This is a genomic window from Bhargavaea cecembensis (assembly GCF_001619585.1).
Lineage (GTDB): Bacteria > Bacillota > Bacilli > Bacillales_A > Planococcaceae > Bhargavaea > Bhargavaea cecembensis_A.
This window is the reverse complement of sequence record NZ_LQNT01000009.1, coordinates 526,070-552,373: the sequence shown is the minus strand read 5'-3', so window position 1 is coordinate 552,373 and position 26,304 is coordinate 526,070. Positions and strand designations below refer to the sequence as shown.

At 56.6% G+C, this 26,304-nt stretch carries 26 protein-coding genes and 1 riboswitch; of the genes, 25 read left to right on the top strand and 1 reads right to left on the bottom strand.

Annotated elements, in window-relative coordinates:
• Positions 1-16: 16 nt before the first annotated feature.
• Positions 17-1,108 carry a diguanylate cyclase gene (locus tag AV656_RS06360; RefSeq protein WP_063179985.1) on the bottom strand — a complete coding sequence of 364 codons (1,092 nt, stop codon included), beginning with the start codon at positions 1,106-1,108 and terminating at the stop codon, positions 17-19.
• Between the two features lie 158 nt (positions 1,109-1,266).
• Between AV656_RS06360 and AV656_RS06355 the strand changes: the two genes are divergently transcribed.
• The 25 genes from AV656_RS06355 to rpoE all read left to right on the top strand — a co-directional run bounded on the left by AV656_RS06355 (position 1,267) and on the right by rpoE (position 26,231).
• Positions 1,267-1,701 (top strand): DUF1934 domain-containing protein, encoded by a 435-nt coding sequence (locus AV656_RS06355; protein WP_197462213.1) that lies wholly within the window; start codon positions 1,267-1,269, stop codon positions 1,699-1,701.
• A complete protein-coding gene (argS, locus tag AV656_RS06350) occupies positions 1,698-3,368 on the top strand; it encodes an arginine--tRNA ligase (RefSeq protein ID WP_063179981.1) in 1,671 nt (556 codons plus the stop codon). The genes AV656_RS06355 and argS overlap by 4 nt, the downstream gene beginning before the upstream one ends.
• Positions 3,369-3,602: 234 nt before the next feature.
• Positions 3,603-3,731: riboswitch (cobalamin riboswitch) on the top strand.
• Between the two features lie 151 nt (positions 3,732-3,882).
• The gene (locus AV656_RS06345) at positions 3,883-4,890 is read left to right on the top strand and encodes an ABC transporter substrate-binding protein (protein ID WP_231877243.1); all 1,008 of its coding nucleotides are present in this window, start codon (positions 3,883-3,885) and stop codon (positions 4,888-4,890) included.
• Positions 4,868-5,887: a FecCD family ABC transporter permease gene (locus AV656_RS06340; RefSeq protein ID WP_063179979.1), complete on the top strand. Its 1,020-nt coding sequence runs from the start codon at positions 4,868-4,870 to the stop codon at positions 5,885-5,887. Before AV656_RS06345 ends, AV656_RS06340 begins: the two co-directional genes overlap by 23 nt.
• Complete coding sequence (locus AV656_RS06335) at positions 5,880-7,358, top strand: adenosylcobinamide amidohydrolase (RefSeq protein WP_063179976.1); 1,479 nt, start codon at positions 5,880-5,882, stop codon at positions 7,356-7,358. The genes AV656_RS06340 and AV656_RS06335 overlap by 8 nt, the downstream gene beginning before the upstream one ends.
• Complete coding sequence (cbiB, locus tag AV656_RS06330; protein ID WP_063181282.1) at positions 7,358-8,314, top strand: adenosylcobinamide-phosphate synthase CbiB; 957 nt, start codon at positions 7,358-7,360, stop codon at positions 8,312-8,314. Before AV656_RS06335 ends, cbiB begins: the two co-directional genes overlap by 1 nt.
• Entirely contained in the window at positions 8,301-9,377 is a 1,077-nt protein-coding gene (gene cobD / locus AV656_RS06325) for a threonine-phosphate decarboxylase CobD (RefSeq protein WP_063179974.1), read from the top strand. Before cbiB ends, cobD begins: the two co-directional genes overlap by 14 nt.
• Positions 9,350-9,943 carry a bifunctional adenosylcobinamide kinase/adenosylcobinamide-phosphate guanylyltransferase gene (locus tag AV656_RS06320; protein WP_063179972.1) on the top strand — a complete coding sequence of 198 codons (594 nt, stop codon included), beginning with the start codon at positions 9,350-9,352 and terminating at the stop codon, positions 9,941-9,943. Before cobD ends, AV656_RS06320 begins: the two co-directional genes overlap by 28 nt.
• Positions 9,940-10,767 (top strand): cobyric acid synthase, encoded by an 828-nt coding sequence (locus AV656_RS06315; protein WP_063179970.1) that lies wholly within the window; start codon positions 9,940-9,942, stop codon positions 10,765-10,767. The genes AV656_RS06320 and AV656_RS06315 overlap by 4 nt, the downstream gene beginning before the upstream one ends.
• Positions 10,764-11,531 (top strand): adenosylcobinamide-GDP ribazoletransferase, encoded by a 768-nt coding sequence (locus AV656_RS06310; protein ID WP_063179968.1) that lies wholly within the window; start codon positions 10,764-10,766, stop codon positions 11,529-11,531. Before AV656_RS06315 ends, AV656_RS06310 begins: the two co-directional genes overlap by 4 nt.
• Positions 11,504-12,100, top strand: a complete 597-nt coding sequence (locus tag AV656_RS16715) for a histidine phosphatase family protein (RefSeq protein ID WP_063179966.1) — start codon at positions 11,504-11,506, stop codon at positions 12,098-12,100. The genes AV656_RS06310 and AV656_RS16715 overlap by 28 nt, the downstream gene beginning before the upstream one ends.
• The gene (locus tag AV656_RS06300) at positions 12,052-12,444 is read left to right on the top strand and encodes a bifunctional adenosylcobinamide kinase/adenosylcobinamide-phosphate guanylyltransferase (RefSeq protein WP_063179964.1); all 393 of its coding nucleotides are present in this window, start codon (positions 12,052-12,054) and stop codon (positions 12,442-12,444) included. The genes AV656_RS16715 and AV656_RS06300 overlap by 49 nt, the downstream gene beginning before the upstream one ends.
• A 23-nt stretch (positions 12,445-12,467) precedes the next feature.
• Positions 12,468-13,064: a cob(I)yrinic acid a,c-diamide adenosyltransferase gene (locus AV656_RS06295; RefSeq protein ID WP_063179962.1), complete on the top strand. Its 597-nt coding sequence runs from the start codon at positions 12,468-12,470 to the stop codon at positions 13,062-13,064.
• A complete protein-coding gene (locus AV656_RS06290) occupies positions 13,061-13,546 on the top strand; it encodes an ECF transporter S component (RefSeq protein ID WP_156484804.1) in 486 nt (161 codons plus the stop codon). Before AV656_RS06295 ends, AV656_RS06290 begins: the two co-directional genes overlap by 4 nt.
• Positions 13,543-14,217 carry a hypothetical protein gene (locus AV656_RS06285; RefSeq protein ID WP_063179960.1) on the top strand — a complete coding sequence of 225 codons (675 nt, stop codon included), beginning with the start codon at positions 13,543-13,545 and terminating at the stop codon, positions 14,215-14,217. Before AV656_RS06290 ends, AV656_RS06285 begins: the two co-directional genes overlap by 4 nt.
• Positions 14,204-14,332 carry a hypothetical protein gene (locus tag AV656_RS16670; RefSeq protein WP_269447380.1) on the top strand — a complete coding sequence of 43 codons (129 nt, stop codon included), beginning with the start codon at positions 14,204-14,206 and terminating at the stop codon, positions 14,330-14,332. The genes AV656_RS06285 and AV656_RS16670 overlap by 14 nt, the downstream gene beginning before the upstream one ends.
• Positions 14,333-14,614: 282 nt before the next feature.
• Positions 14,615-16,777, top strand: a complete 2,163-nt coding sequence (locus AV656_RS06280; RefSeq protein WP_063181278.1) for a (Fe-S)-binding protein — start codon at positions 14,615-14,617, stop codon at positions 16,775-16,777.
• Between the two features lie 183 nt (positions 16,778-16,960).
• Positions 16,961-18,166: an acetyl-CoA C-acetyltransferase gene (locus AV656_RS06275; protein WP_063179958.1), complete on the top strand. Its 1,206-nt coding sequence runs from the start codon at positions 16,961-16,963 to the stop codon at positions 18,164-18,166.
• Positions 18,167-18,168: 2 nt separating this feature from the next.
• Positions 18,169-19,020: a 3-hydroxybutyryl-CoA dehydrogenase gene (locus AV656_RS06270; protein ID WP_063179956.1), complete on the top strand. Its 852-nt coding sequence runs from the start codon at positions 18,169-18,171 to the stop codon at positions 19,018-19,020.
• A 42-nt stretch (positions 19,021-19,062) separates the two neighbouring features.
• Complete coding sequence (locus AV656_RS06265; protein ID WP_063179954.1) at positions 19,063-20,199, top strand: acyl-CoA dehydrogenase; 1,137 nt, start codon at positions 19,063-19,065, stop codon at positions 20,197-20,199.
• 84 nt (positions 20,200-20,283) lie between these two features.
• On the top strand, positions 20,284-21,423 hold the full coding sequence (locus tag AV656_RS06260; protein ID WP_063181276.1) for an acyl-CoA dehydrogenase: 1,140 nt from the start codon (positions 20,284-20,286) through the stop codon (positions 21,421-21,423).
• Complete coding sequence (locus tag AV656_RS06255) at positions 21,420-22,079, top strand: TetR/AcrR family transcriptional regulator (RefSeq protein ID WP_063179952.1); 660 nt, start codon at positions 21,420-21,422, stop codon at positions 22,077-22,079. Before AV656_RS06260 ends, AV656_RS06255 begins: the two co-directional genes overlap by 4 nt.
• The gene (icmF, locus tag AV656_RS06250) at positions 22,076-25,339 is read left to right on the top strand and encodes a fused isobutyryl-CoA mutase/GTPase IcmF (RefSeq protein WP_063179950.1); all 3,264 of its coding nucleotides are present in this window, start codon (positions 22,076-22,078) and stop codon (positions 25,337-25,339) included. The genes AV656_RS06255 and icmF overlap by 4 nt, the downstream gene beginning before the upstream one ends.
• 113 nt (positions 25,340-25,452) lie before the next feature.
• Positions 25,453-25,611, top strand: coding sequence for a hypothetical protein (locus AV656_RS16305; RefSeq protein WP_156484803.1), 159 nt, complete (start codon positions 25,453-25,455; stop codon positions 25,609-25,611).
• 74 nt (positions 25,612-25,685) lie between these two features.
• Positions 25,686-26,231, top strand: a complete 546-nt coding sequence (gene rpoE / locus AV656_RS06245) for a DNA-directed RNA polymerase subunit delta (RefSeq protein WP_063179948.1) — start codon at positions 25,686-25,688, stop codon at positions 26,229-26,231.
• Positions 26,232-26,304 lie beyond the last annotated feature (73 nt).

Here is a 26,304-nt window from a genome sequence, read left to right as displayed (position 1 = left end):
TATAGCCTGTCATTTTTCATGGCACTGGCTGCGGGCCGTAGCCAACAACAAGGTTCCGTCCTGATTCCTTTGCTCGGTAGAGTGCCTGATCCGCCCGTTCATAAAGCTCTTTTGCATCTGAAGCATCGTCCGGGAAGGTGCAGACGCCAAGAGAAATCGTGATTGGAAGGGACAACCCGCCGTCCACGATAAACGGATTGTCGGCGATGGTGCACCTGACCTGTTCGGCAATGGCAGTTCCTTTTTCCTTTGCCACGCCAGGAAGCAGGATGGAGAATTCTTCGCCGCCGTTTCTGGAAAGGACCGCTCTATCCGGGAGGGAGATCCGTTTCATGCGTTTTGCCAGTTCACGAAGAACTTCATCGCCCGCCGGATGGCCATACGTGTCATTGACGGCTTTGAACCGGTCAATATCGAGCAGGATTAGGGAGACCGGTTCCTCCTGACGGTCCGTAAAGGTCTGCACCTGCTCGCCGAAGGTCCTGTTGTTGCTTAGACCGGTCAGGTAGTCGGTTTTGGAAAGCTGTTCGACTCCCTCCAGCTTGCGGAAATGAGTATTTAACTCCCGAAGGATGAAAGCGACCGTGAAGAAAGACAAATATGAATAACAAAGAAATAGGACAATGTTCAGCCAGGCACCGGTTCCGGGCGGCTGTATATATACAATTACGGCAGCGGTCTGGAAGACAGTAAAATGAAAGACGAATCTCGCACTCCTGAATGTCGGAGACCACCTGAAGAATACGGTGGCGGCGATCAGCCCGATTACCATGGTATTGATTCCGGCGGTCATTGCGCCTTCCGCAAAATTACCGGTCCAGATTCTGGCGAGACCGATAATAACGGACGATACCATCGGTGCAATGGGTCCCCCGAAAACACCCGAGAGGATGATGACGGGCAGACGGGCATCGACGATCACCCCTTCAGCAACAGGCACGGCTGCACGGAGGAGGAACAGTCCGGTAATACCGGCCATTGTGCCGATCAGATAGGGATGAAATTTTTGCCGGGGAATCCGGAAGCGGTCCCTGTCCTGGAACGGCCAATAGCTGAGCACCGAAAAGGTGAACAGAATACAGAAGTTGATTGCGAGCTGGTAGAACATGGACATCCCTCCATGGGAACGATTATACCAATTTGGCAGATATCCGTGGCTGACGACCGGAAAAACTTAACCTCAGTCGGACGAGGAGCCGGCATTCATTGAAATCCGCATAGCGGGCGGGATATAATAGGGAAATGACTATGAACGGGGGCATCCAGATGAATATACCCGAGGAAGGAAGGGCGGTCAGCATCCGCCTCGTCACGACGGTCCGCCAGCCGGGCGAGAAGCCGTTCCGGAACTTCATCCGGGCGGAGGGCCTTCTGATCGAGAAAGCGGGCAGAACCTATCTGAGCTTCGAGGAAAACGGAGACGGACAGGAAATCCGCACAATGGTCCGCATGGGGCATGAAGAGGGGCTCATCATGAGAAACGGAACCGTTTCGATGCGGCTTCCTCTCGTCCCGGGCGAGCAGCGGGAAGGCCGCTACGGCAACGGAGGCGTGGACCTTCCGCTCACGGTGAAAACCGATTCGGTCCGCTACGAACCGGGATCCGCAGGACGGTTTTCAGCGGCATATGATTTGCTGTCGGGCAGCGAGACTGTCGGCACCTATGATGTGGAATTTACTTATTCGGAGGGAAAAGCATGAGCACAGTGGAACAGATTAAACAGCAGCTAAAGGACGCGCTCGGCAGCGCAGTGGACAAGGCAGGTCTCGCGGAAAGCGCAGATATGCCGGACGTGATGCTCGAGACACCTAAAAATAAGGATAACGGCGATTACGCGACCAATATTGCGATGCAGCTGACGAAAATCGCGAAAAAGCCGCCGCGGGCCATCGCGGAAGCGATCGTCGGCAACCTGGATACCGACGGCACTCCGATCAAATCAGTCGACATCGCGGGCCCCGGCTTCATCAACATCACCATTAAGACCGACTACCTCGGCGACGTTGTGAAAGACGTTCTCGAGAAGGGAGAGGGCTTCGGCCGAAGCGATTCGGGCGGCGGTGAGAAGATCCAGGTCGAGTTCGTTTCCGCAAACCCGACAGGCGACCTGCACCTGGGCCACGGCCGAGGCGCATCGATCGGTGACGCACTCAGCAATGTGCTCGATTTTGCAGGCTATGACGTTTCCCGTGAATACTACATCAACGATGCCGGCAACCAGATCAACAACCTGGCCTATTCAATCGAGGCCCGTTATTTCCAGGCACTCGGCGAGGAGCGCGAAATGCCGGAGGACGGCTACCACGGCAAGGATGTCATCGAGATCGCCAATGCGCTAGCGCAGGAGCACGGCGACAAGTTCGCCAAGATGCCAGAAGAGGAGCGCTTCCAGTGGTTCCGGAAACATGGGCTCGGCATCGAACTGGATAAGATCAAGCAGGACTTGGCCGACTTCCGTGTGTCGTTTGACAACTGGTTCTCTGAATCGTCGCTCTACGGGTCCGGCAAGATCGACACGGCCCTAGACAAATTGAAACAGAATGGCCATGTCTACGAGGAAGACGGCGCCACCTGGTTCCGCTCAACGACATTCGGTGACGACAAGGACCGCGTCCTCATCAAGCAGGATGGTTCCTATACGTATCTTACGCCGGACATCGCCTATCACGAGGACAAGCTTCAGCGGGGCTTTGACAAGCTGATCAACATCTGGGGGGCCGATCACCACGGCTACATTCCGCGCATGAAGGCGGCAATCGAGGCGCTCGGCTACGACAAAGACACGCTCGAAGTGATCGTGTCGCAGATGGTCCAGCTGTATAAAGACGGCGAGAAGTTCAAGATGAGCAAACGGACCGGCAAGGCGGTCACGCTGCGCGAGCTTGTCGATATGGTCGGCCTTGATGCGGTCCGGTACTTCTTCATTATGCGCTCCGGCGATTCGCAGATGGACTTCGATCTTGACCTCGCGGTGTCCCAGTCCAATGAGAACCCGGTTTACTACGCACAGTACGCCCACGCACGTATCTGTTCGATTCTGCGACAGGCTGATGATGCCGGCCTGTTCCGCTCGGATGAGCATGTCGGGCTGCTCCAGGAAAGCGAGAAGGCGATCGATCTCATGAAGAAGATCGGGGACTTCCCTCAGGTTGTCGCTGACGCGGCGAAGCTCCGCGCGCCTCACCGGATTGCAACCTATATCCAGGAGCTGGCATCGGCGTTCCACACATTCTACTCGACCGATAAAGTCGTCGACCCGGACAACAAAGAACTGTCGGAAGCGCGTCTCGCGCTCGTTACTGCAACACGCACGACTGTTGCAAACGCACTCCGCCTGATCGGCGTCGCCGCTCCGGAGCGGATGTAAGATCATCTTGACCGGCCTCTTTCAGCTTCGGCTGAAGGGGCCGGTTTTCAGGTTGTGGCCAATGTTCATGAGACGTTGCTATATTCGGGCGAGATGTTGATCTATACATTCAGACGTTGCTATATACAGCTGATACATTTACACATCCGGCAGTTCCGGCTTTTCCTTGAGGCCCTCGACAAATCTCGCGCCATCTGATTAAATTGAATAGGAATTGAATATCCGGTATGAATATGTGCCGGATGACGCTGAGGTGCCCTTCGGGGGTAAAAGGGAATCCGGTGAGAATCCGGTACGGTCCCGCCACTGTGAGCGGCTTCATAGCCGCAAGTCAGGAAACCTGCCTCAGCGGATAACACCCGAATGCGCCTGCGAGGACAGGCCGGTGTGGAACGGCGCCTGCATGTGCAGGCAGCGGTCGTTTTTCCGCGTGTCCGTCCTGCCGGTTTTCTGCCCCCCGCATCGCGCGGGGGGGTTTTTCTGTTCCATACATAAAGATTAGGGGGAATCAGATTTGGACAAGAAATGGCTTAGATGGCTTGCGGTACCCGCAGCTGCCCTGATGCTTGCCGCGTGCGGCAACGGAGAGGAAGCGGCAGACAAGCCCGCGGAGGAACAGGAAGAAGCACCGGCTCAGGAATCAGCCGGACAGGCGGAATTCCCGGTCACGATGACCGATGCGGCCGGCAATGAAATTACAATTGAGGAAGAACCGGATGCGATCGTCTCGATGATCCCGAGCAACACGGAGATCCTTTTTGCGGTTGGCGCAGGAGAAGCAGTAGTCGGGGTCAGTGACTTTGACGACTATCCGAAAGAAGCCCAGGAAGTCGAAAAGATCGGCGGCCAGGAATTCAACGTCGAAAAAATCATCGGCATGCAGCCGGACGTCGTGTTCGCACACGAGTCTGCACTCGGCGTCGGGGAAGAGGGACTTCAGCAATTGCGTGATGCAGGCCTCACCGTATTTGTCGTAAAGAACGCTATGGATTTTGATGAAACCTATGCAACAATCGAACAGATCGGCCAGCTGACCGGCCATTCCGCCGAAGCTGAAGAAATCGTCAGCGGAATGCAGTCCAAAGTGGAAGAGATCAAGGAAAAAGCGACTGAAGTTACCGACAAGAAGAAAGTGTTTGTCGAAACTTCCCCGGCACCTGAAATCTACACGCCGGGATCCGGCACATTCATGCAGCAGTTCCTCGACATCATCAATGCGGAAAATATTGCGGGTGATCAGGAAGGCTGGGTCATGATGGATCCGGAGGAAATTGTCAGCCGAAATCCCGATGTGCTCCTGGTCATGTATGATTATATCGATACCGCAGTAGAAGATGTTTACGCCCGTGAGGCCTTTGAAGGTGTAACCGCCATAAAGGAAGAGGCCGTTATCCAGCTGGATGAAAGCATGACAAGCCGTACCGGTCCGCGTCTCGCAGACGGCCTGGAGGCAGTGGCAAAGGCTGTTTATCCGGAAATCTTCGGGGAAGCAGAACAGGATGAAGAAGATCAGGCGGCATAAGAAGAGTCCGGCCGCCGCATACATGGTATCGGCAGCCATGCTCCTGCTGGCACTCTGGCTCGGTGTTTCCGTCGGATCGGTGAACATTCCTTTCCGGGTTCTCTGGAATCCGGAAGCGGATGAGATCGCCGCCAACATCCTCTGGAAGATCCGGATGCCAAGGGTTGTGCTGGCAGGCCTTGTCGGGGGAGCGCTGGCCTTGGCGGGTGCAGCCTTTCAGGGTCTCCTGAAAAACCCGCTTGCCGATCCGTACACCCTCGGAGTGTCGTCCGGTGCCTCAGTCGGCGCCGTGGCGACACTCTTTTTCGGCATCGGACTGTTCGGCACCTACACCCTTCCGCTGTTCAGCATGGCGGGCGCAATGGCGGTGCTCCTATTGGTGATCGGATTTGCGAGGGCGGTCGACCGGTCACTGAAAATGGAAACCATCATCCTCACGGGAGTTATTTTCGGATCGTTTCTCGGGTCTGTACTATCGCTCATGATAGCACTTACAGGAGAAGAGCTTAGGCAGATTATCAGCTGGCTCCTCGGCAGCGTATCGATGAGAGGTTGGAAGTACGTTTGGATGATCCTTCCGTTCCTCCTGATCGGCGGCCTGCTGCTCTGGCTTTGCCGGCGAGAGCTGAATGCCATGCTGTTCGGTGAGGAACGGGCCCACCATCTCGGTGTGGACGTACGGAAACGCAAATGGATGATACTCGGCGGAGGCTCGATCCTGACAGGCTCAGCGGTTGCCGTATCGGGGACAATCGGATTTGTCGGGCTTGTCGTTCCCCATATGACCCGGATATTGTGGGGCAGCGACCACCGGCACCTGCTTCCGCTTTCCTTTATGAACGGGGCTACGCTGCTCGTTCTGTGCGACCTTGTGGCCCGGACCATCATTTCGCCCACAGAGCTGCCTGTCGGAGTCATCACATCATTTATCGGGGCGCCGGTGTTTGCATTTATTTTCTATCGGCAGAGGAGAAAGGGGAAGGTCCGTCATGCTTAGTGTAAAGGAATTAACAGGCGGATATGGCGGAACGCCGGTGGTCCGATCCGTTTCGTTTGAGGTGGATACCGGTACCATGCTCGGGATTCTCGGCCCGAACGGGAGCGGGAAGTCGACCCTTCTGAAAATGCTGAGCGGGCTTCTTCCGGCTGACTCCGGGACTGTAGAGATTGGTGGGCAGCCGATATCCGAGTACTCTCGGAAGGCATTTGCCCGGCAGGTTGCCGTACTTCCGCAGCTTCAGGCGGATACCTTTTCCCACACTGTGTATCAGACTGTTGCACTCGGCCGTTACCCTCACCAGACCGGTCTGTTTGCCGGATGGTCCGAGAAGGACGAGCGTGCGGTCCGGAGCGCGATGAATAAGATGGGGGTCATGGATTATCACGATACTGAGATTGAATTCATGTCCGGCGGTGAGCGCCAGCGGGTGTTCGTTGCCCAGGCGCTTGCCCAGGAAGCACCTGTGCTGCTCCTGGATGAGCCGACCAATCATCTGGATATCGCGCATCAGCAGCAGCTGTTGGATACAGTTCGGCGCCAGGCGACGGAAAGCGGTCTGACCGTCGTCTCGGTGTTCCACGACATCAACCTGGCCTCGCTTTACTGCGACCGGCTGCTTCTCATGGACCGTGGAGAAGTGGCTGCGATCGGAACACCGGACGAAGTGGTCGACGAACGGAAGATGGAGAGGGTTTATTCGGCGCGGATCAGGGCAGGGATGCACCCGGAAGTCCCCAAGCCGCAAATCACACTTCTTCCCGCCAAGGAACCGGAAGACAGGCGGGAAATCATCCGGAAAGCCTATTTTTCGGTGTCCCGGGAACATGTCCACCTCACCAGCCGGATCCCTCTGATGACGGTATCTTCTGCAGTGTTCGGGGCCGGCGCCGGCTGGTACCGCCACTTCGTCAACCGTAAAGTCGATGCCGACTATTTCACGGATGACGCCGGAGCGGAGATGAGGAACTGGCTGGATGAAACCGGGTTTCCGCTCACCCAGACGGTGGCGATGATGACAGCGGCGATGACTGAAGATGCCGTCATCGGCGAATACGGGCCACCGGATGCTCCCATTGTCGTTTGTGTCACGGCAGGGGTCGGCAATGCGGTGGATGCCTCACTCGGAACTGATCGTGATGTATATGCAGGGACCATCAATACTTGGGTCATCGTGAACGGGCATCTTTCGGAAGAAGCCCTTATACAGGGAATGATCACTGCAACGGAAGCAAAGGCAAAAGCGATGCAGACTGAGCACGTACTTGACCCGCTCACCGGTACAGTTGCGACCGGCACTTCGACCGATAGCCTGCTGATCGCGGCCACCCAGAGGGGGGTCCGCTATCCGTATGCCGGGACCGTCACCGAACTTGGGAAGGCAATAGGGCGGGGCGTATTTGAGTGCACTGCCGAAGCCATCCGCCGGTACCGGAAGCGGAAGGCGGACCTGGAAAGGGGAAGCCGATGATCCTGAATCATCTGATCGCCTGTATGGTCGGGTTCCTGATTGACAGGTTGATTGGGGATCCGCCCGGATGGCCCCATCCCGTCCGCTGGATCGGCCGTCTGATCACCTTTATGGACACCCGGCTGAATAAAGGTCAGAACCGCCGGAAAAAAGGGCTCCTGTTGCTTATAATTACCGCGGGGACTTCCGGCCTCTTGGCTGCTGCAGTCGTCTGTATTTTCTACGGTATCCACCGGGCGGCGGGCGTTGCAGCGGAGTCCCTGCTGATTGCAGCAGGCCTTGCCCGGAAAAGCCTGGCGGACGCAGCAGTGGAGGTGTACAGGCCACTCGCGGCAGGAAATCTGCCGGAAGCACGGGAAAAGCTCGGCTGGATTGTCGGGCGGGATACGGAGTCGCTGCCCGAATCAGAGATTGTGCGCGGGGTTGTGGAGACCGTATCGGAAAACACATCTGATGGCGTGACAGCGCCACTTTTCTGGGCCATTCTGCTCGGGGCGCCAGGCATCTGGATCTACAAGGCGGTCAATACGCTTGACTCGATGGTGGGTTACCGGAATGAACGATACGAATCGTTCGGTTATTTCTCGGCCAAGGCCGACGATGTGCTGAACCTGATCCCCTCCCGTCTGACGGGGCTGCTCATCTTGCTAGTCGCCCCGAACCGGAGCGGGCTGCCGCTACGGGAACGGCTGGCCGGATGGCGGCGTGATGCCGGTAAGCATCCGAGTCCGAACAGCGGCTGGCTTGAGGCGGCTACCGCCTGGCAGCTTGGCGCAGAACTCGGCGGGTTGAACACTTATCAGGGGGTGCCGTCCGACCGGGCGAGGATGGGGCATCCGGACCGTCCTCTTGAGGCCGCGGATATTCCGGAATCGGTGCACGCGATGCACGCTGCATCGTGGGCGTTTGTCATACTATGGTTATTGATCGGAGGAATTGCTGTTGCAGTTGCCTGAACACGGGGCGAATCCCCTGCGCCTGTATGACCGGCTCGGCATGGAAGTGCCGGAACAGGTGCTCGACTTTAGTGAAAATGTCAATCCGCTCGGAATTCCGGAGGAGATCCGGAAAAGTTGGCCATCTTTGCTGGAGGCGCTGCCGCATTATCCGGATCCGGAAGGTGAACCGTTCCTCTCGGCAGCCGCTTCCTATCATGGTGTGCCCCGAAAACGGGTGCTGGCGGGAAACGGCGCTGCGGAACTGTTCTCGGTCATTGCGGACAGGTACCGCGGCCGGTCGGCTCTCCTCATCCATCCGACGTTTTCCGAATACAGGGCCACACTGCTCTCAAAAGGTGCCAAGTGTACCGATCTTGTTACGGACCCGGCCGACCCGAAATTTCCTGAGGACCGGGTTCTGGAGAGAATGAAGGATGCGGATGTGCTGTATGTATGCAATCCGAACAATCCGACCGGTGTGCGGATCCCTGAAGAGACCATCCGTCGGCTGGCAGAACATGGGCTCCGGACCGGCTGCGAGCTGGTGATTGATGAAGCGTTCATGGATTTCGCTGGTGAGGAATACTCGTTTATCCCCCGTCTTGAGGAATTTCCCAATACCGTCGTCATCCGTTCGATGACGAAAATGTACGGCATTCCCGGCATCCGGCTCGGATATATGATCGGTTCACCAAATCGGATCGCCGGCCACCGAAATGCTGTTCCGCACTGGAATGTCAACGGGATCGCCGCCAGGATCGGGAGTCTCTGCTTTGGCGAGGAAGAATTCCGTCAGCGGGCAGTCCGGTACTGCAGGGAAGAACGACAGCAACTTGCCGGCTTTCTGGAGGCGGCAGGATGCACCGTGACCGATAGCGAAACGAACTACATCAGCTTTCGCCCCAATGGATCCCCCGGGCTTTACAGAGGGCTTCTCGGGCAGGGCATCGTCCTCCGCCATTCGGAAAATTTTCTGGGCATGGACGGGGCGTGGTTCCGGGTGGGCATCAAGGAACGGGAAAAGATGAAGGTTCTGAAGGAGGCGCTTGCCGGATGGTTCGGGGAAGACTCGATTTCATAAGTGGAGGCGTCAGAAGCGGAAAGACCGCATTCGCAGAAAACTGGCTCGGTACCCATACAGCAGGCCGTCTCGTTTATGTCGCAACGGGACGTCCGGTCGATGAAGAAATGAACGACCGGATCCGGCATCACCGGCAGGACCGTGCCGACAGGCAGGAGTCATGGGAGACGATCGAGCGTCCCGCAGATCTTCCGGGCGTCCTGCCGATGATCCGTGAAGGGGATGGGCTTCTGATCGACTGCATCACCACATGGCTGGCCAATGAAATGTATGAAGGCTTTGAAAGCGGCTTGCCTTGCCACCGCCGGCAAGGATGCCTCGAGAAAAAAATAGATGCTATGCTCGGTGCGCTATCTGAAATGACAGAAAAGGCATCTGCTGTCGTGGTGGTGTCCAATGAAGTGCTGGACGAGCCGTATCCGGCCACAGCGGATATCCGGGCTTATTCGGAAATGCTAGGGCGCATCCACCAACAGCTCGTTTCAATGGCGGACGTCGCATTTGAAATGGATGCGGGCATACCGCTCCGGTGGAAACCGGAAAACGGGAAACGAGGGATTGTATGAACGGGATCATGATCCAGGGAACCGCGTCGCATGTCGGAAAAAGCATGATATGCACGGCAATCTGCCGGTTGCTCGCTGATGAGGGGATTCGGACGGCGCCTTTCAAATCACAGAATATGTCGGCCTTCACGACTGATATTGGTGACGGTCTCCATATCAGCCGGGCACAGAGTGTGCAGGCGGAAGCGGCGAAAATCCCGCCGGTGCCCGAGATGAACCCGATTGTGCTGAAACCTGCAGATGACAGGACTGCGGATATCCTCCTTCTGGGCAGGCCGTTCGGCGAGATGGACGGAATGGAATACAGGGAACGCTTTTTTCGGATTGGCATGGAAGCGATCCGGAAGTCGCTGAGGGTTCTTGGTGACCGTTATGATGCCGTAGTCATTGAAGGTGCGGGGAGTCCGGCAGAAGTCAACCTGAACGACCGGGAAATGGTGAACATGCGGGTCGCCAGGGAGGCAGATGTTCCGGTTTTGCTCGTTGCAGACATTGAGCGGGGCGGGGTGTTCGCATCGGTCATCGGCACGCTTGCACTGCTGGATATGCAGGACAGAAATCGGGTCAAGGGCATTCTCATCAACAAGTTCCGGGGCGATATCAGGCTATTCCAAAGCGGCATCGATTTTTTGGAGAATCATACCGGGCTTCCGGTCCTGGGCGTGTTGCCCTATATGGATGGCCACGGGATTCAGGAAGAAGATTCACTGGGCAAGGAAGGGGAACCCTATCGGCCCCTGTATGATGAGTGGGCAGCCCATTTCCGCAACTATGCGGACTGGCCGCGCATCCGGGGTCTGATTTTCGGAGAAGAAGGCCGATGATCCGCGGCTTACTTCTCGCCATTCAGTTTTTCACGGCGGTGCCTGTGCGCAAAAACCTGCCAATCGGCAGGAAAGAGGCAATCTGGATGTTCACACTCAATCCGGTGGTCGGCGCACTGATCGGCGCCGTATCATGGTCAGCAGCTGCATTGGCTGCCGGGCCCGGAGGAACGGAACCGTTCCTTACGGCCTTTGTTTTGGTACTGATGCTTGCAGTCTTATCAGGCGGGCTCCATCTGGACGGCTGGGCGGATATGGGGGATGCGTACTTTTCCTACCGCGAGAAAAACAAGCGTCTGGAGATTCTGGGAGATCCGCGGATTGGGGCATTCGGCACGATGGCACTGTTGTTTCTGCTTCTCGGAAAGCTCGCGGTCCTGTCAGAATTGATTGGCAGGGAAGGACTGGTACCCGCATTTGCGGTATTCGTGCCGTTTGCTGCACGGGCAGGGCTTTCCATTTATCTGTCGATTACTGCACAGGCGAAACGTTCGGGTGTGCTTGTGTTTTTCATCGGGAAACTGGAAGGGTTCCGCATTGGCATTCCTGCCGCGGCCATGCTCGCTCTGGGCGGGGCTGCTGCGGCAGCCTGGTCGGAGAGCCTGCTATTTCCGGCGGTCGGGGTTGCGGCGGTTTTCGTGGCGGTTCTGATCTTCAGAAACTGGACGGTCCGGAATTTCGGGGGTGCCACCGGTGATCTGGCCGGTGCATTTGTCGAAGGATGTGAGCTGCTTTTATGGACGATTCTTTTGTTCTGTATGTGATCAGGCATCTTGAAACAGCTGCGAATCGGGAACGCCGGTATGTCGGGTGGAGCGATGTCCCTGTATGCACAGATGCCGGTCCGGCCGGATTCTTTCCGGATTGCCTGACGGGGAGCGATCTCCTTCGGTGCAGACAGACTGCCGGTTTTTTATTTCCCGGGCTGCCGTACGAACCCCTCCCTGAATTCAGGGAGGTTGATTTTGGCGCCTGGGAAATGAAAACGTATGACGACCTGAAAGAAGACGTTCGCTATCGCCGTTGGATTGACGACCCGGCAACTGAGCATCCGCCCGGCGGTGAGCGGTTTGACCGCCTGGAAGACCGTGTGCTGCGGGGGCTTGAGCAACTCAGGAAACGGAGGTTCCGGTCGGCGGCCATTGTCACGCATGGAGGCCCGGCAAGGATCCTGCTGAATCATCTTGCTCCGGAGCGCCGGCCTTTTTTCGGATGGACCATGCCGGCAGGAGGTTTGTACAGGTTGGAATGGTCCAGCCGCAGGTCATGGGAGGAGGGAAAGCGATGCACATTTATATCGGAGGAGCCCATAACGGGAAGCGCGAGTACGTAAGAACGGCGCTTTCCGGTGAAACATTGCAATGGATCGAGGCGGGAGATCTTTCCCGGCTGCCGGAACCTGAGTCCGGCCGGGTGGTTCTTGCCGGACTGGAAACCTACATATCATCCAACCATGAAGACGAGGAGTCCGCCATGAAAGACGTGTTCCGCTTTATTGAAGCTGCGGACCCCGACCGGCTGGTCATCATCTTGACGGATATCGGCAGGGGAATCGTTCCCTCCGATCCCCATAGCCGCTGGCTCCGCGACGTATGCGGCCGTCTGAATCAGCGGCTGTTCAGGGAAGCCGGCCGAGTCACACGGATCTGGTACGGACTTGCGAAAGAACTGAAGTGAATCTGCAGATAGGAGGAAGAAGGATGGGGATTTACACACGAACGGGAGACAAAGGGATGACAGGGCTCATCGGTGCGAGAGTATCCAAGGACCACCTCCGTGTTGAAGCTTACGGCACGACGGATGAACTCAATTCATTTATCGGCAAGGCGATGTCTGAACTCCCGGAACAATTATTCGGTGACTTGCTTGAAGATCTCGAGGAGATCCAGCATGAGTTGTTTGACTGCGGGGGCGATCTGGCAAATGTCACCGAAAAACGGGAAAACAAGCTCAGCCCGATTTCGATTGAACGGCTCGAGAAGAGGATTGATGAACTTACTGAGGAAGCGCCTGAACTTGAGCGGTTCATCCTTCCGGGCGGAACGGATCCTGCTGCGACGCTTCACATTGCCAGAACGGTGGCGAGAAGGGCAGAGCGTCAGGTGGTCCGGCTGATGAATGACGAAGAACCGGTTCCGGAGACTTCGCTGCAGTATATTAATCGGCTTTCTGATTATCTGTTTGCAGCTGCACGGATCGCCAATTTCCGGCTGGGACGGACGGATGTCGAATATGCAAGGAGCGCCAAGGTGTTCCGGAATACGAAGAGAAAAGAAAAGAAGGGTGAGACCGATTGAACAGCACGCGTCTGATTGTGCTGACGGCGATGGTATCGGCCATGTGCGCGATCGGAGCACTTGTGAAGATTCCGATGGGCATCGGTTCTGCGGCGCTGGATTCCGCTCCGGCACTGTTGGCCGCGGCTGTCCTTCCGCCTGCAGCAGCCGGAGCGGCAGCGATGATCGGACATCTGATTTCCGCCATAACTGGAGGAACACCGCTCGGACCGCTTCATCTGCTGATTGCTGTTGAAATGTTTTTTGTGATCGGCGGTTTTGCCTTGCTGCACCGTCAGGGACGGAACCTCCTCAAATGGGGGGTCTTCCTGGTCGGTAACGGTGTGGTTGCCGTTCTGCCTTTTTACTGGCTCATTTCACCTGCATTCTTTTGGACGGCGATCATCGCGATTCCGGCAGCGACTCTTGTTAATGCTGTTGTAGCTGGGGCGACCCTGCCCATTGTGCGAAAAGCTGCGGTCCGGAAAGAGGTGGCCCGGTGAGAAATGCTCTGGAGCTGGGCGGAGGATGGGTCGTCACAACTGATAACTCGGGCGGCATCGGCAAGAAGGCGGCAGATGCCGTTCATGCGCCGGATGAACTGGTAGGCTACTTTTCTGCACGGGTCACTCTTCTTGAGCAGTGGGCGGCAGGAGCAGAGCCGACCGCCGTCATCCTTCACAACTTCAGCGGGAATACGAGTTGGGATAAGTACTCTTCCGGAATCCGTCGGGCGTTCACGGAAAGTTCACTGACGCCTCCGCCGATATCAGGAAGCACAGAGACGAACATGGACATGCTGCAATCCGCGATGAGTGTGACGATGATCGGGAGAAAGTCTCGGAATATTGGGGAGTCAGATGGAAAATGGTTCCTTTATGGCCGTCCTCTTGTCGGTGAAGCCGTCATCCGGGAGACGGAAAAGTGTGCGGAACTCGGAAAGGTGAAGGCCGCACTTAATGAGGGAATCATCAACTCCGTCTGGCCGGCGGGGTCAGGGGGAATCGGAGCGGAATGGGAGCGGCTTACCGGACAGGTCCCTGCACGGCTGCCGTCCGAAGTGGATCCCGTAGCTTCCGCCGGCCCGGCCACTGCTGTTTTCGTCCGCACTGTACCGGGAAAGGAACCCGATGCCCGGGCACATTTCGGTGAATTCTTCCATGAAATGGGCTGAAACAAGCCGGAAGACAACCGGCAGTCTGCTCATCGCAGTGGCCCAGTCCGGTCCGGAGCCGGTACGCATGTCTGCCCTCGGAGCCAGGGTCCCCGATCGGACAGGCACGCGGTGAATGTGCGGATGAAGCTTCAGGAACATGCCCACACCGGGGAAAATTACATAAAACCATCGGAATACCAATAAAAAATGACATTGCAGAGGCATCCGCTTTCCCGTACAATCGGGAACACGGATGCCTCACTTTTGTCACTCGGGACAAAATTCAAAAATATTGTTGACTGAATGCTCATTCATTATTACACTGGAGTCAATAAGAGATGCCGGAGCCGACCTGTAATCACGTTCAGTGAAAGCGGATTCAATGGCGGCCGGTACCGGAAAGGGAGGGACCAATGTGAACCCATTGCTTATCGCCAACTGGATTCTGTTCCTGGCCGTCACAGCATACGCGCTCGGGTTGTTCACATACGTGGTCAAAACACGCATTGACTTCATCAGACTCGGAAAGAAAGAGGAGTTTGATGCAAAGATTGATGAGCGGCTGCGTGCCGTGTGGACAAACGTCTTCGGACAGAAAAAACTACTGAAGGACAAGAAGAGCGGGGCCATCCACGTCATGTTCTTCTACGGATTCCTGCTCGTCCAATTTGGTGCGATCGACCTGATCTGGAAAGGGCTGAAGCCTGGTTCCCACCTGCCGTTTGGGCCGGTGTACCCGTTCTTCACGTTCTTCCAGGAAATCGTCGTGTTCATGATCCTGGTTGCGGTCATCTGGGCGTTCTACCGCCGCTATGTCGAGAAGCTCGTACGGTTGCGCCGCGGCTGGAAAGCCGGCCTCGTCCTGATCTTTATCGGAACACTCATGCTTTCGACACTCGTCGCAAACGGTATGAACATGATCTGGCAAGGCCATCAGACGACCTGGACGGAGCCGATGGCCTCGGCGATCGCTTCAGCATTCAGCTGGATGTCTCCGACTGCCGCTGCCGCAGTGTTCTTTGTCGCATGGTGGGTCCATCTGCTGACGCTTCTCGCGTTCCTCGTGTATGTGCCTCAGTCGAAGCACGCCCACCTGATTGCGGGCCCGGCAAACACGTACCTGATGCGCTTCGACCGCCGCGGCAAACTGGCGCCGATCGATTTCACCGCACTTGAGGAAGACGATTCGGAGGAAAGCGACGAAGAGGAGATGCCGTCGATCGGTGTCGGGAAGATCCAGGATTTCACGCAACTCCAGATGCTTGACTTCTATGCATGCGTGGAGTGCGGCCGATGCACGAATATGTGCCCGGCAACCGGCACGGGCAAGATGCTGTCGCCGATGGACCTGATCACAAAACTGCGCGACCACCTGACCAATACGGGAGCGGTCACGACGAAGCAGAAACCATGGGTGCCGCAATTTATGTTCAATGATACGCGCGGCAACCAGCTCGCGATGGCAGCAGGGGCCGAGGGCGCGGTAATCGGTGATATCTACAGCCCGTCCCTGATCGGGGATGTCATCACGGAAGAAGAAATCTGGGCGTGCACGACATGCCGGAACTGCGAAGACCAGTGTCCGGTCATGAACGAACACGTCGACAAGATTATTGACCTCCGCCGCTACCTCGTGATGACAGAAGGCCGCATGGACGCGGACGCCCAGCGGGCAATGACGAACATCGAACGCCAGGGCAACCCTTGGGGCCTCAACCGCAAGGAAAAGGAGAACTGGCGCGACGCTCGTCCGGACCTCCATATCCCGACTGTCAAGGAAGCCAAGAAATCGGGCGAAGACTTCGAGTACCTGCTCTGGGTTGGCTCGATGGGTGCGTTCGACAACCGTTCCCAGAAGATCTCGCTGTCGTTTGCGCATCTTTTGAACGAAGCAGGCGTCAAATTCGCCATCCTCGGGAACAAAGAGAAAAACTCCGGTGACACGCCCCGCCGTCTCGGGAACGAATTCCTGTTCCAGGAGCTGGCCGAAGCGAATATCAAGGAGTTTGAGAAAAACGGTGTGAAGAAGATCATCACGATCGACCCGCACGCCTACAACATTTTCAAAAACGAGTATCCGGACTTCGGTTATCAGGCCATCGTATATCACCATACCGAGTTCCTTTATAAGCTTCTGATGGAAGGCAGGCTGAAGCCGAAATACGCAGTCAATGAGAAAATCACTTTCCACGACTCGTGCTACCTCGGACGTTACAACGATGTGTACGACGCACCGCGTGAAATCCTGAAGTCCATCCCGGGCGTCGAACTTGTGGAAATGGTCCGGAACCGCCAGGATGCCATGTGCTGCGGCGCCGGCGGAGGCCTTATGTGGATGGAGGAAGACAAGGGCCATCGGGTCAACGTCGCACGGACCGAACAGGCGCTGGAAGTCAATCCTTCCGTGATTTCATCCGCCTGCCCGTTCTGCCTGACGATGATCTCGGACGGTACGAAAGCGGTCGAAGTGGAGGATAAGGTCGGCACGTACGACGTTGCGGAGCTGCTCGAGCGCTCCATCTTCGGGGACAACCTGGAGCCGACTGTCGAGGAAGAGGAAGAACCGATTCTCCAGTAAGCCGTTGCAGATTCTTTGAAAATTCGATACAATGAAACAAATGGAAGAGGGAGTGCCGGTCACTCCCTTTTTCTCGGGACTTTTGCCGAGCGAGCGTTCAGTCACTTATGTGGACCGATGCCGCCCGGCATTTAATGAAACTTATATGAAAACGCTCTCACAATCAAAAGGGGGAAATCGATCATGGCAAGAACGGCGATTCTTGGCGGGGCACGCACACCATTCGGCAAATTTGGCGGACTGCTCGCGTCTCAGACGGCAAGTGATCTCGGAGGGGCGGCAATCCGTGCGGCACTTGAGCGGACCGGAACATCACCTGAGGACGTGGACGAAGTCATCATGGGAACCGTCCTGCAGGGCGGCCAGGGGCAAATCCCGTCCCGGCAGGCTGCTAACAAGGCAGAGATCCCATGGAAGGTGAAGACCGAGACGATCAATAAAGTATGCGCATCCGGAATGCGCGCGGTGACGCTCGGCGACCAATTGATCCGTCTTGGTGAGGAGCAGGTGATCGTGGCAGGCGGCATGGAATCGATGTCAAATGCACCGTATTACATGCCGAAGGGACGCTTCGGCCTGAAGATGGGGGACGCACCGCTGATCGACGGCATGATCCATGACGGGCTGTCCTGTTCGTTCCACCCTGACCGGGTTCACATGGGCACATATGGGAACAGCACCGCTGACAAGATGGAACTCACGCGAGAAGCCCAGGACGAATGGGCACTCCGGAGCCATGAACGTGCCTTGAAGGCAATCGACAAAGCTCTGTTTGTCGAAGAAATCGTACCGGTCGAGGTGCCGGCACGGAAAGGGAAGACGATCACCGTCGGGGAAGACGAGGCGCCGCGCCGCGATACATCTTCCGAGTCGCTGGCGAAGCTGAAGCCGGCATTTGGCAAGGAAGGCACCATTACGGCCGGAAACGCACCGGGTGTCAACGACGGAGCCTGCGCGCTTGTCCTCATGCAAGCGGACCGTGCAAAGCAGGAAGGAAAAGACGTCCTGGCGGAGATCATCGCACACGCAGAAGTCGCCGTCGAACCGGAGAATTTCCCTCAGACACCGGGACTTGTCATTAACGAAATTCTTGAAAAGACCGGCAAGTCGCTTGAAGAGATTGACCTGTTCGAAATCAACGAAGCATTCGCCGCCGTCTCGCTTGCCAGCGCGAAAATTGCCGGGCTCGATCCGGAGAAAGTCAACGTCAACGGCGGTGCGGTCGCACTCGGCCACCCGATCGGCGCAAGCGGTGCACGGATCATTCTCACACTCGCTCATGAACTCAAACGTCGTGGCGGCGGCATCGGCATTGCGGCGATCTGTTCGGGCGGCGGCCAGGGGGATGCCGTCATGATTGAAGTACCGAAGCAGGGACAGGGGGAGTAAACATGGACATCAAACACGTAATGGTCATTGGAGCCGGACAGATGGGCGGAGGCATCGCACAGGTATGCGCCCAGGCCGGATTCGACGTGACCCTGAACGATATCAGCGAAGAAGCATACGAAAAGGGGCTTGGAGTCATCACGAAAAACCTTTCCCGCGGAGTGGATAAGGGCCGGATGACTGAAGAAGAAAAAAACGCAGCGCTCGGCCGCATCCGGAAGTCGACGGATCTGTCCGATGCCAAGGATGCCGATCTGATCATCGAGGCAGCGGTAGAGAAGATGGAGATCAAGCAGTCGATCTTCAGACAGCTGGATGATCATGCGCACGAGCATGCGATTTTGTCGACGAACACCTCTGCACTGCCCATCACGGAAATCGCCGCTGTAACGAAGCGGCCGGGCCAGGTGATCGGGATGCACTTTATGAACCCGGTACCGGTCATGAAACTCGTCGAAATCATCCGTGGCCTCGCCACGTCCGACGAAACGTATCAGGCGGTCGAGGACATGACCAGAAAGCTGTCCAAGACGCCGGTTGAGGTCAATGACTACCCCGGTTTCGTCTCGAACCGGGTGCTCATGCCGATGATCAACGAAGCAATTTTCACGCTTTACGAGGGCGTCGCAACAAAGGAAGCAATTGACGAAGTGATGAAACTCGGCATGAACCATCCGATGGGACCACTCCAGCTCGCGGACTTTATCGGTCTGGACACCTGTCTGTACATCATGGAAGTGCTGCATGAAGGTTTCGGCGATCCGAAATACCGTCCGTGCCCGCTTCTCCGAAAATATGTCAACGCGGGCTGGCTCGGCAAAAAGTCCGGCCGCGGATTCTATGTCTATGAATAAGCCGGTCCGTCCGTACGGCTTTTATTAAAAGAGGTGCACACCATGGATTTCACATTCACCGAAGAACAAAAAATGATGCGCCGGATGGTGCGCGACTTTGCGAGAAATGAAGTGGAGCCCTTTATTCCGAGGATGGAGGCGGGAGAGTTTCCGCGTCCGCTCCTTGAAAAGATGGGTGAGCTCGGTCTTATGGGTATCACAGTGCCCGAGGAGTACGGCGGCTCCGGAATGGACTACACAAGCTACATCATTGCCATCCATGAGCTGTCGAAAGTGAGCGCGGTCATGGGCGTGATTCTGAGCGTCCACACATCGGTCGGCATCAACCCGATCCTGAAGTTCGGTACGGAAGAGCAGAAAAAGAAGTATATCCCGAAAATGGCTTCGGGCGAGTATCTCGGCGCATTCTGTCTCACCGAACCTTCCTCCGGATCCGATGCCGGAGCGATGAAGACGAGAGCTGCCAAAAAAGACGGCCACTACGTCCTGAACGGCTCAAAAGTGTTTATCACGAACGGCGGAGAGGCGGATGTCTACATCGTCTTCGCCAACTCGAATCCGGGAGCAGGAAGCCGCGGCGTCACGGCGTTTATCGTCGAGAAGGGCACCCCTGGCCTCGTCATCGGCAAGGATGAGGAGAAGATGGGACTCCACGGCTCCCGCACCGTCCAGCTGACGTTCGAGGACATGAATGTGCCGGAGGAGAATGTGCTCGGCCAGGATGGAGAAGGGTTCAAGATCGCTCTGGCCAACCTCGATGCCGGCCGGATCGGCATTGCCGCACAGTCACTCGGCATCGCGGAAGCCGCGACCGAAGCGGCTGTCGGCTATGCAAAGGAACGGGTGCAGTTCGGCAAGCCGATTGCGGCGAATCAGGGAATCGGCTTCAAACTCGCCGACATGGCGACAGCCGTGGAAGCGGCACGTCTCCTCGTCTACCAGGCAGCCGACCTTTACGGCCGCGGCCTGCCTGCGGGCAAAGAAGCTTCAATGGCGAAGCTGTTTGCCTCCCAGGCGGCCATGGACTGCGCAATTGAGGGCGTGCAGGTGTTCGGCGGCTACGGCTACACCGAAGACTACCCTGTGGAGCGCTACTTCCGTGATGCAAAAGTGACACAGATCTACGAGGGCACAAGCGAAATCCAGAGGATAGTCATAAGCAAACACCTCACGAAGTGAGGTGTTCTGCGCAAAAGCGAAGCGTTGAAAGTAAAGGACTCCAAAATGACGGCCCGGCCGATTGACCGAAAGGTGGAAGACATAATGAACTTTAAACTTTCTGAAGAACATGAAATGATCCGGAAAATGGTGCGCGACTTTGCAGAGAAGGAGGTTGCACCGACTGCAGCCGAGCGCGATGAGGAAGAGCGCTTCGACGTGGAGCTTTTCCACAAGATGGCCGAACTCGGCCTGACGGGCATTCCGTGGCCGGAAGAGTACGGCGGCATCGGCTCCGACTTCCTCGCTTACGTCATTGCGGTCGAGGAGCTGTCCCGTGTGGATGCATCTGCCGGCGTCGTCCTTTCCGCGCACACATCGCTTGCCGGCTGGCCGGTCTACAAATACGGCACGGAAGAGCAGAAGCAGAAGTATCTCCGTCCGATGGCGGAAGGATCGAAAATCGGTGCTTACTGCCTGACGGAAGCGGGGTCCGGATCTGACGCGGGCGGCATGAAGACGACTGCGAAGAAGGACGGCGACCATTACATCCTGAACGGTTCGAAGATGTTCATCACGAACGGCGGCATCGCCGATACGTACATCGTGTTTGCGGTCACCGACCCTTCTTCGAAGCACAAGGGCACGAGCGCATTCATCGTCGAGAAGGATTTCGAAGGCTTCTCGGTCGGGAAAAAAGAGAAAAAGCTCGGCATCCGATCATCCCCGACGACGGAAGTCATCTTCGACAACTGCAGGGTCCCTGCGGAAAACCTTCTCGGTGAAGAAGGCCAGGGCTTCATCATCGCGATGAAGACGCTGGACGGCGGCCGCAACGGGATCGCCGCGCAGGCTGTCGGCATCGCACAGGGCGCACTTGACCACTCGGTTTCCTACGCGAAGGAACGGGAGCAGTTCGGAAAGCCGATCGCGGCGAACCAGGGAATCGGCTTCAAACTCGCCGACATGGCGACATCGATTGAGGCATCCCGTCTGCTCACTTACCAGGCAGCCTGGCTCGAATCAAACGGACACCCGTACGGGAAGGAATCCGCCATGGCGAAGCTCATGGCGGGCGACACTGCGATGAAGGTGACGACAGAGGCGGTCCAGGTGTATGGCGGATATGGCTACACGAAGGATTATCCGGTCGAACGCTTCATGCGTGACGCGAAAATCACGCAGATCTACGAGGGCACGCAGGAGATCCAGCGCCTCGTCATCTCCCGCATGCTGACGAAATGACCGAAAAAAAGACGTCGGTGCGCCACGAGGTGAAGTCGTCGGTCAAGGACGAGTCACTGATCGAGAAGCGCCGCGACCAGATGATCCGCGGAGCGGTGAAGCTGTTCAGGGAGAAAGGGTTCCACCGCACGACCACGCGGGAAATCGCAAAGGAAGCGGGCTTCAGCATCGGCACGCTCTATGAATATATTCGGACTAAGGAAGACGTTCTGTATCTGGTGTGCGACCGAATCTATGAGGAAGTCAATCACCGCCTGTCTGCGCTTGCCGAAAAGCAGGGCACGGTCTCCGGACTGAAGGACGCTTTCCGGCTCTATATCGAAACGATCGATGAGATGGATGACGAATTCACGGTCATGTACCAGGAGACGAAATCCCTGCCAAAGACGGCGCTCAGTTATGTTCTGGAAAAGGAGCTTGAAATGGTGGGTCTGTTCGAACGGATGCTCGCCGGATGCTCGGACTCGGGGGAGATCACACTGTCCGACAAGGAAGCACGGCTCGGCGCGCATCATATCATCGTTCAGGGCCAGATGTGGGCATTTCGCCGCTGGACGCTCCGAAAGCAGTTCACATTAGGGGAATTCATCGATATGCAGACGGACCAGCTTCTTTATGGAGTGGCCGGCCGTCAGCGGAAGGGGGAAGCAAAATGACAACGGCACCAGTCGAAATATACAAGCCGGTCAACCATGTCCGGTTCGTGACGGCATCCAGCCTGTTTGACGGACACGATGCCTCGATCAACATTATGCGCCGCATCCTGCAGTCGAGCGGGGCGGAAGTGATCCATCTCGGACATAACCGTTCGGTCGAGGAAGTCGTCAATGCGGCCATCCAGGAAGACGTTCAGGGGATTGCGATTTCTTCCTATCAGGGCGGCCATGTGGAATATTTCAAGTACATGCATGATCTGCTGAAGGAAAAGGGCGCGCCGCATATCCGGGTTTATGGCGGCGGGGGAGGCGTCATCATCCCGAGAGAGATCAAGGAGCTTCATGATTACGGCATCTCGGGCATCTTCTCGCCGGAAGACGGGCGCCGGCTCGGCCTTCAGGGCATGATCAACGAAATGTTGAAGCAGTGCGATTTCAAGACGTCCGAGAAAAAAGATCTCGGCCATCCGGAAGAGCTGACCACGGACAATGTGCCGCTCCTGTCCGGCCTGATCACGCTTGCCGAAGATGCTCATCTGAACCAGACAGAAGAAGCGAAAAAGATGCTGGAAGTCATCAGGCGGAAGTCGAAAAACACACCGGTTTTCGGCATCACGGGCACGGGCGGCGCCGGGAAAAGCTCGCTCACCGACGAGCTGATCCGCCGTTTCCTCCACGAACTGCCGGAGAGGAAGGTCGCCATCCTGTCAATTGATCCGACCAAGCAGAAAACGGGCGGTGCGCTTCTCGGCGACCGGATCCGCATGAACGCGATCTTCAGTGACCGGGTCTATATGCGCAGCCTCGCAACTCGCGGTTCCCGTTCCGAATTGTCCGGTGCCATCCGGGATGTGCTGGATGTGGCCCGCGCAGCGGGCTTTGACCTGATCATCGTCGAGACAAGCGGGATCGGACAGGGTGACGCCGAGGTTGCAGAGATCGCAGATGCCTCGATGTATGTCATGACGAGCGAGTTCGGCGCACCGACGCAGCTCGAGAAGATCGACATGATCGACTTTGCAGACTTGATCGCGATCAACAAGTTCGAGCGCAAAGGGTCCGAAGATGCCCTCCGCCAAGTACAGAAGCAGTACCAGCGGAGCCGCCAGCTGTGGGACCGCCAGCTTGACGACATGCCGGTTTACGGTACCATTGCGAGTCAGTTCAATGACAAAGGAACGAACTCGCTGTTCGCTGCGATCGTTGATGTTCTGAACGACAAATTCAGCCTCGGCTGGGAAACATCCTACAAGCAGTCGGTCAAGACACAGAAGCAGAACGTCATCATCCCGAATGACCGCCGTTATTACCTGCGGGAAATCACCGATACGATCCGGGACTACCACAAACGCGCGGAGCAGCAGGCCGAGCTGGGCCGCCGGCTGTTCCAGTTGGAAGGCACGCTCGCCATGATCCGTGAAAAGGGCAAGGATGAGGCGCTTGAGGCATCCATCCGGTCACTGATCGACGGGGTGAACAATGAGCTTTCAACGGAGTCAAAGCGCATTCTTGAGAATTGGGAAAGCCTGAAGGAAGCCTACTCCGGCGAAGAGTTCGTTACGAAGATCCGGGACAAGGAGATCCGTACGATCCTTCGTACGGAAAGCCTGGCGGGACTGAAGATTCCTAAGGTCGCACTTCCGAAGTTCAAGGACTACGGGGAAATCCTCCGCTGGGTGTATGCGGAAAACGTGCCAGGCTCTTTCCCTTATACGGCGGGCGTGTTCCCGTTCAAACGCCAGGGGGAGGACCCGAAACGCCAGTTTGCGGGAGAAGGGACGCCGGAGCGGACCAATCGCCGGTTCCACTATCTCTCGAAGGACGACGATGCGAAGCGCCTCTCCACGGCATTCGACTCAGTCACGCTGTACGGCGAAGATCCGGCATACCGTCCGGACATCTACGGGAAGGTCGGCGAGTCTGGCGTGTCGGTGTGCACGCTCGATGACATGAAGAAGCTGTATGACGGATTTGACCTGTGCGCACCGTCAACTTCGGTCTCGATGACGATCAACGGACCGGCGCCGATCATTCTTGCGATGTTCATGAACACCGCGATTGACCAGCAAGTCAAAAAGAAGGAAGAGGAGCTGGGCCGCACCCTGAACGTGGAGGAATTCACGGAAGTGCACGAAACGACGCTCCAGACCGTCCGCGGCACCGTCCAGGCGGATATCCTCAAAGAAGACCAGGGACAGAACACGTGCATCTTCTCAACCGAGTTCGCGCTCCGCATGATGGGAGATATCCAGCAATACTTTATCGACCATCATGTCCGAAACTACTACTCGGTGTCCATATCCGGCTACCACATTGCGGAGGCGGGGGCGAATCCGATTTCCCAGCTTGCCTTCACGCTGGCGAACGGCTTCACCTACGTTGAGTATTACCTGAGCCGCGGCATGGACATCGACGACTTTGCACCGAACCTGTCATTCTTCTTCTCGAACGGTCTTGATCCGGAATACACGGTCATCGGCCGCGTCGCCCGCCGAATCTGGGCAATTGCGATGCGCGAGAAGTACGGTGCAAACGAGCGGAGCCAAAAGCTGAAGTATCATGTCCAGACATCGGGCCGCAGTCTTCACGCGCAGGAAATCGACTTCAACGATATCCGGACGACGCTGCAGGCGCTGATGGCGCTGCAGGATAACTGCAACTCGCTCCATACAAACGCCTATGATGAGGCGATCACGACGCCCACCGAGGAGTCGGTGCGCCGGGCGATGGCGATCCAGATGATCATCACGAAAGAGCACGGCCTCTCGAAAAACGAAAACCCGCTGCAGGGTTCGTTTATCATTGAGGAGCTTACCGACCTGGTCGAACAGGCCGTTCTCGCCGAATTCGACCGCCTGAACGATCGGGGCGGCGTACTTGGGGCAATGGAGACCCAGTATCAGCGCGGGAAAATCCAGGAAGAGTCGATGTACTACGAACACCTCAAGCATTCGGGTGAACTGCCGATTGTCGGGGTCAATACCTATCTGAACCCGAACCCGCCGTCCGAGGAAGACATCGACAACATGGAACTTGCCCGTGCCACCAAGGAAGAAAAGGAGACCCAGATCCGCAATCTGAAGACTTTCCAGGAGCGGCACGGCGACCGTTCGCAGGAAGCTCTGGACCGTCTGAAGAAAGCGGCCGTCACAGGAGGCAATATCTTCGAAGCCCTCATTGACACGGTCAGGGTCGCAAGCCTTGGCCAGATCACGGCAGCCCTCTATGAAGTCGGCGGACAATACCGCAGGAACATGTAAGCGGCAGATACGTCCCCGATTAAGAAAAAAACTTTAGATGTCCCGCCTCTGCGGGACATCTATTTTTTCTTCTGTTGTATAATGTAGGAAGAAGTGCAGAGGAGGGCCTCCCGTTGAAAACGTCCTATCACGCAGTCATAATGGTGATTCTGATCGTCCTGTCCATCGCCCTGTATAACCGTGGTCTGGCCTCCGTGCCGCTCATCCTTCTGTCCGCACAGTTGTTTTATCTGTTCTTCAGCGGATGGAGGACCCTTAAAAACAAAAGTTGACGGTGGCATAGCGAGAACCGGATTGTATATAATGGTGATTATGCCAACGCATGCAGAAAGGACGTGCTCCTGATATGAACCTTCAAGAACTAACACAGGAACAGCTAAAAGAAGAAGCCCTGATCGACCTCGCCTTTGCCTTATTGGAGGAGCGCAGGGAGCCGATGGAGTTCCCGGCCCTCATGGCAGAACTCGGGCGGATGATCGGTCTTTCCGAGGAAGAGACCAAGGAACGCCTCGTCCGCTTCTATACAGATATGAACATTGACGGGCGGTTCCTCGCGCTCGGTGACGGGCGCTGGGCGCTCCGTGAGTGGTATCCGGTAGACAAAATCGAGGAAGAGACCGCACCGTCGGTCAAGCCGCGCAAACGGAAGGCCAAGGCGAAAGCCGTGGAGGACGAGGATGAAGAGATCATCGAGGACGACGAGGATGTCGACTTTGATGAGGACTTCGATGAATTCGCAGATGACGATGATGAAGACTTCGAAATCGATGACGAGGAAGAAGAGGACGTCGAAGAACTCGAAGACGATGAGGAAGACGAACTCCTCGACGGCGAGATCGACCTGGCTGACGAAGTCGATGATGAGGATGAAGAAGAGGAAGAAGAAGTTTAACCTTGACGAATCATCTTCACCGGTTTATGATTTAGTTCGGGCTCCTCAGACTGAGGAGATTAAATGTGCGTAT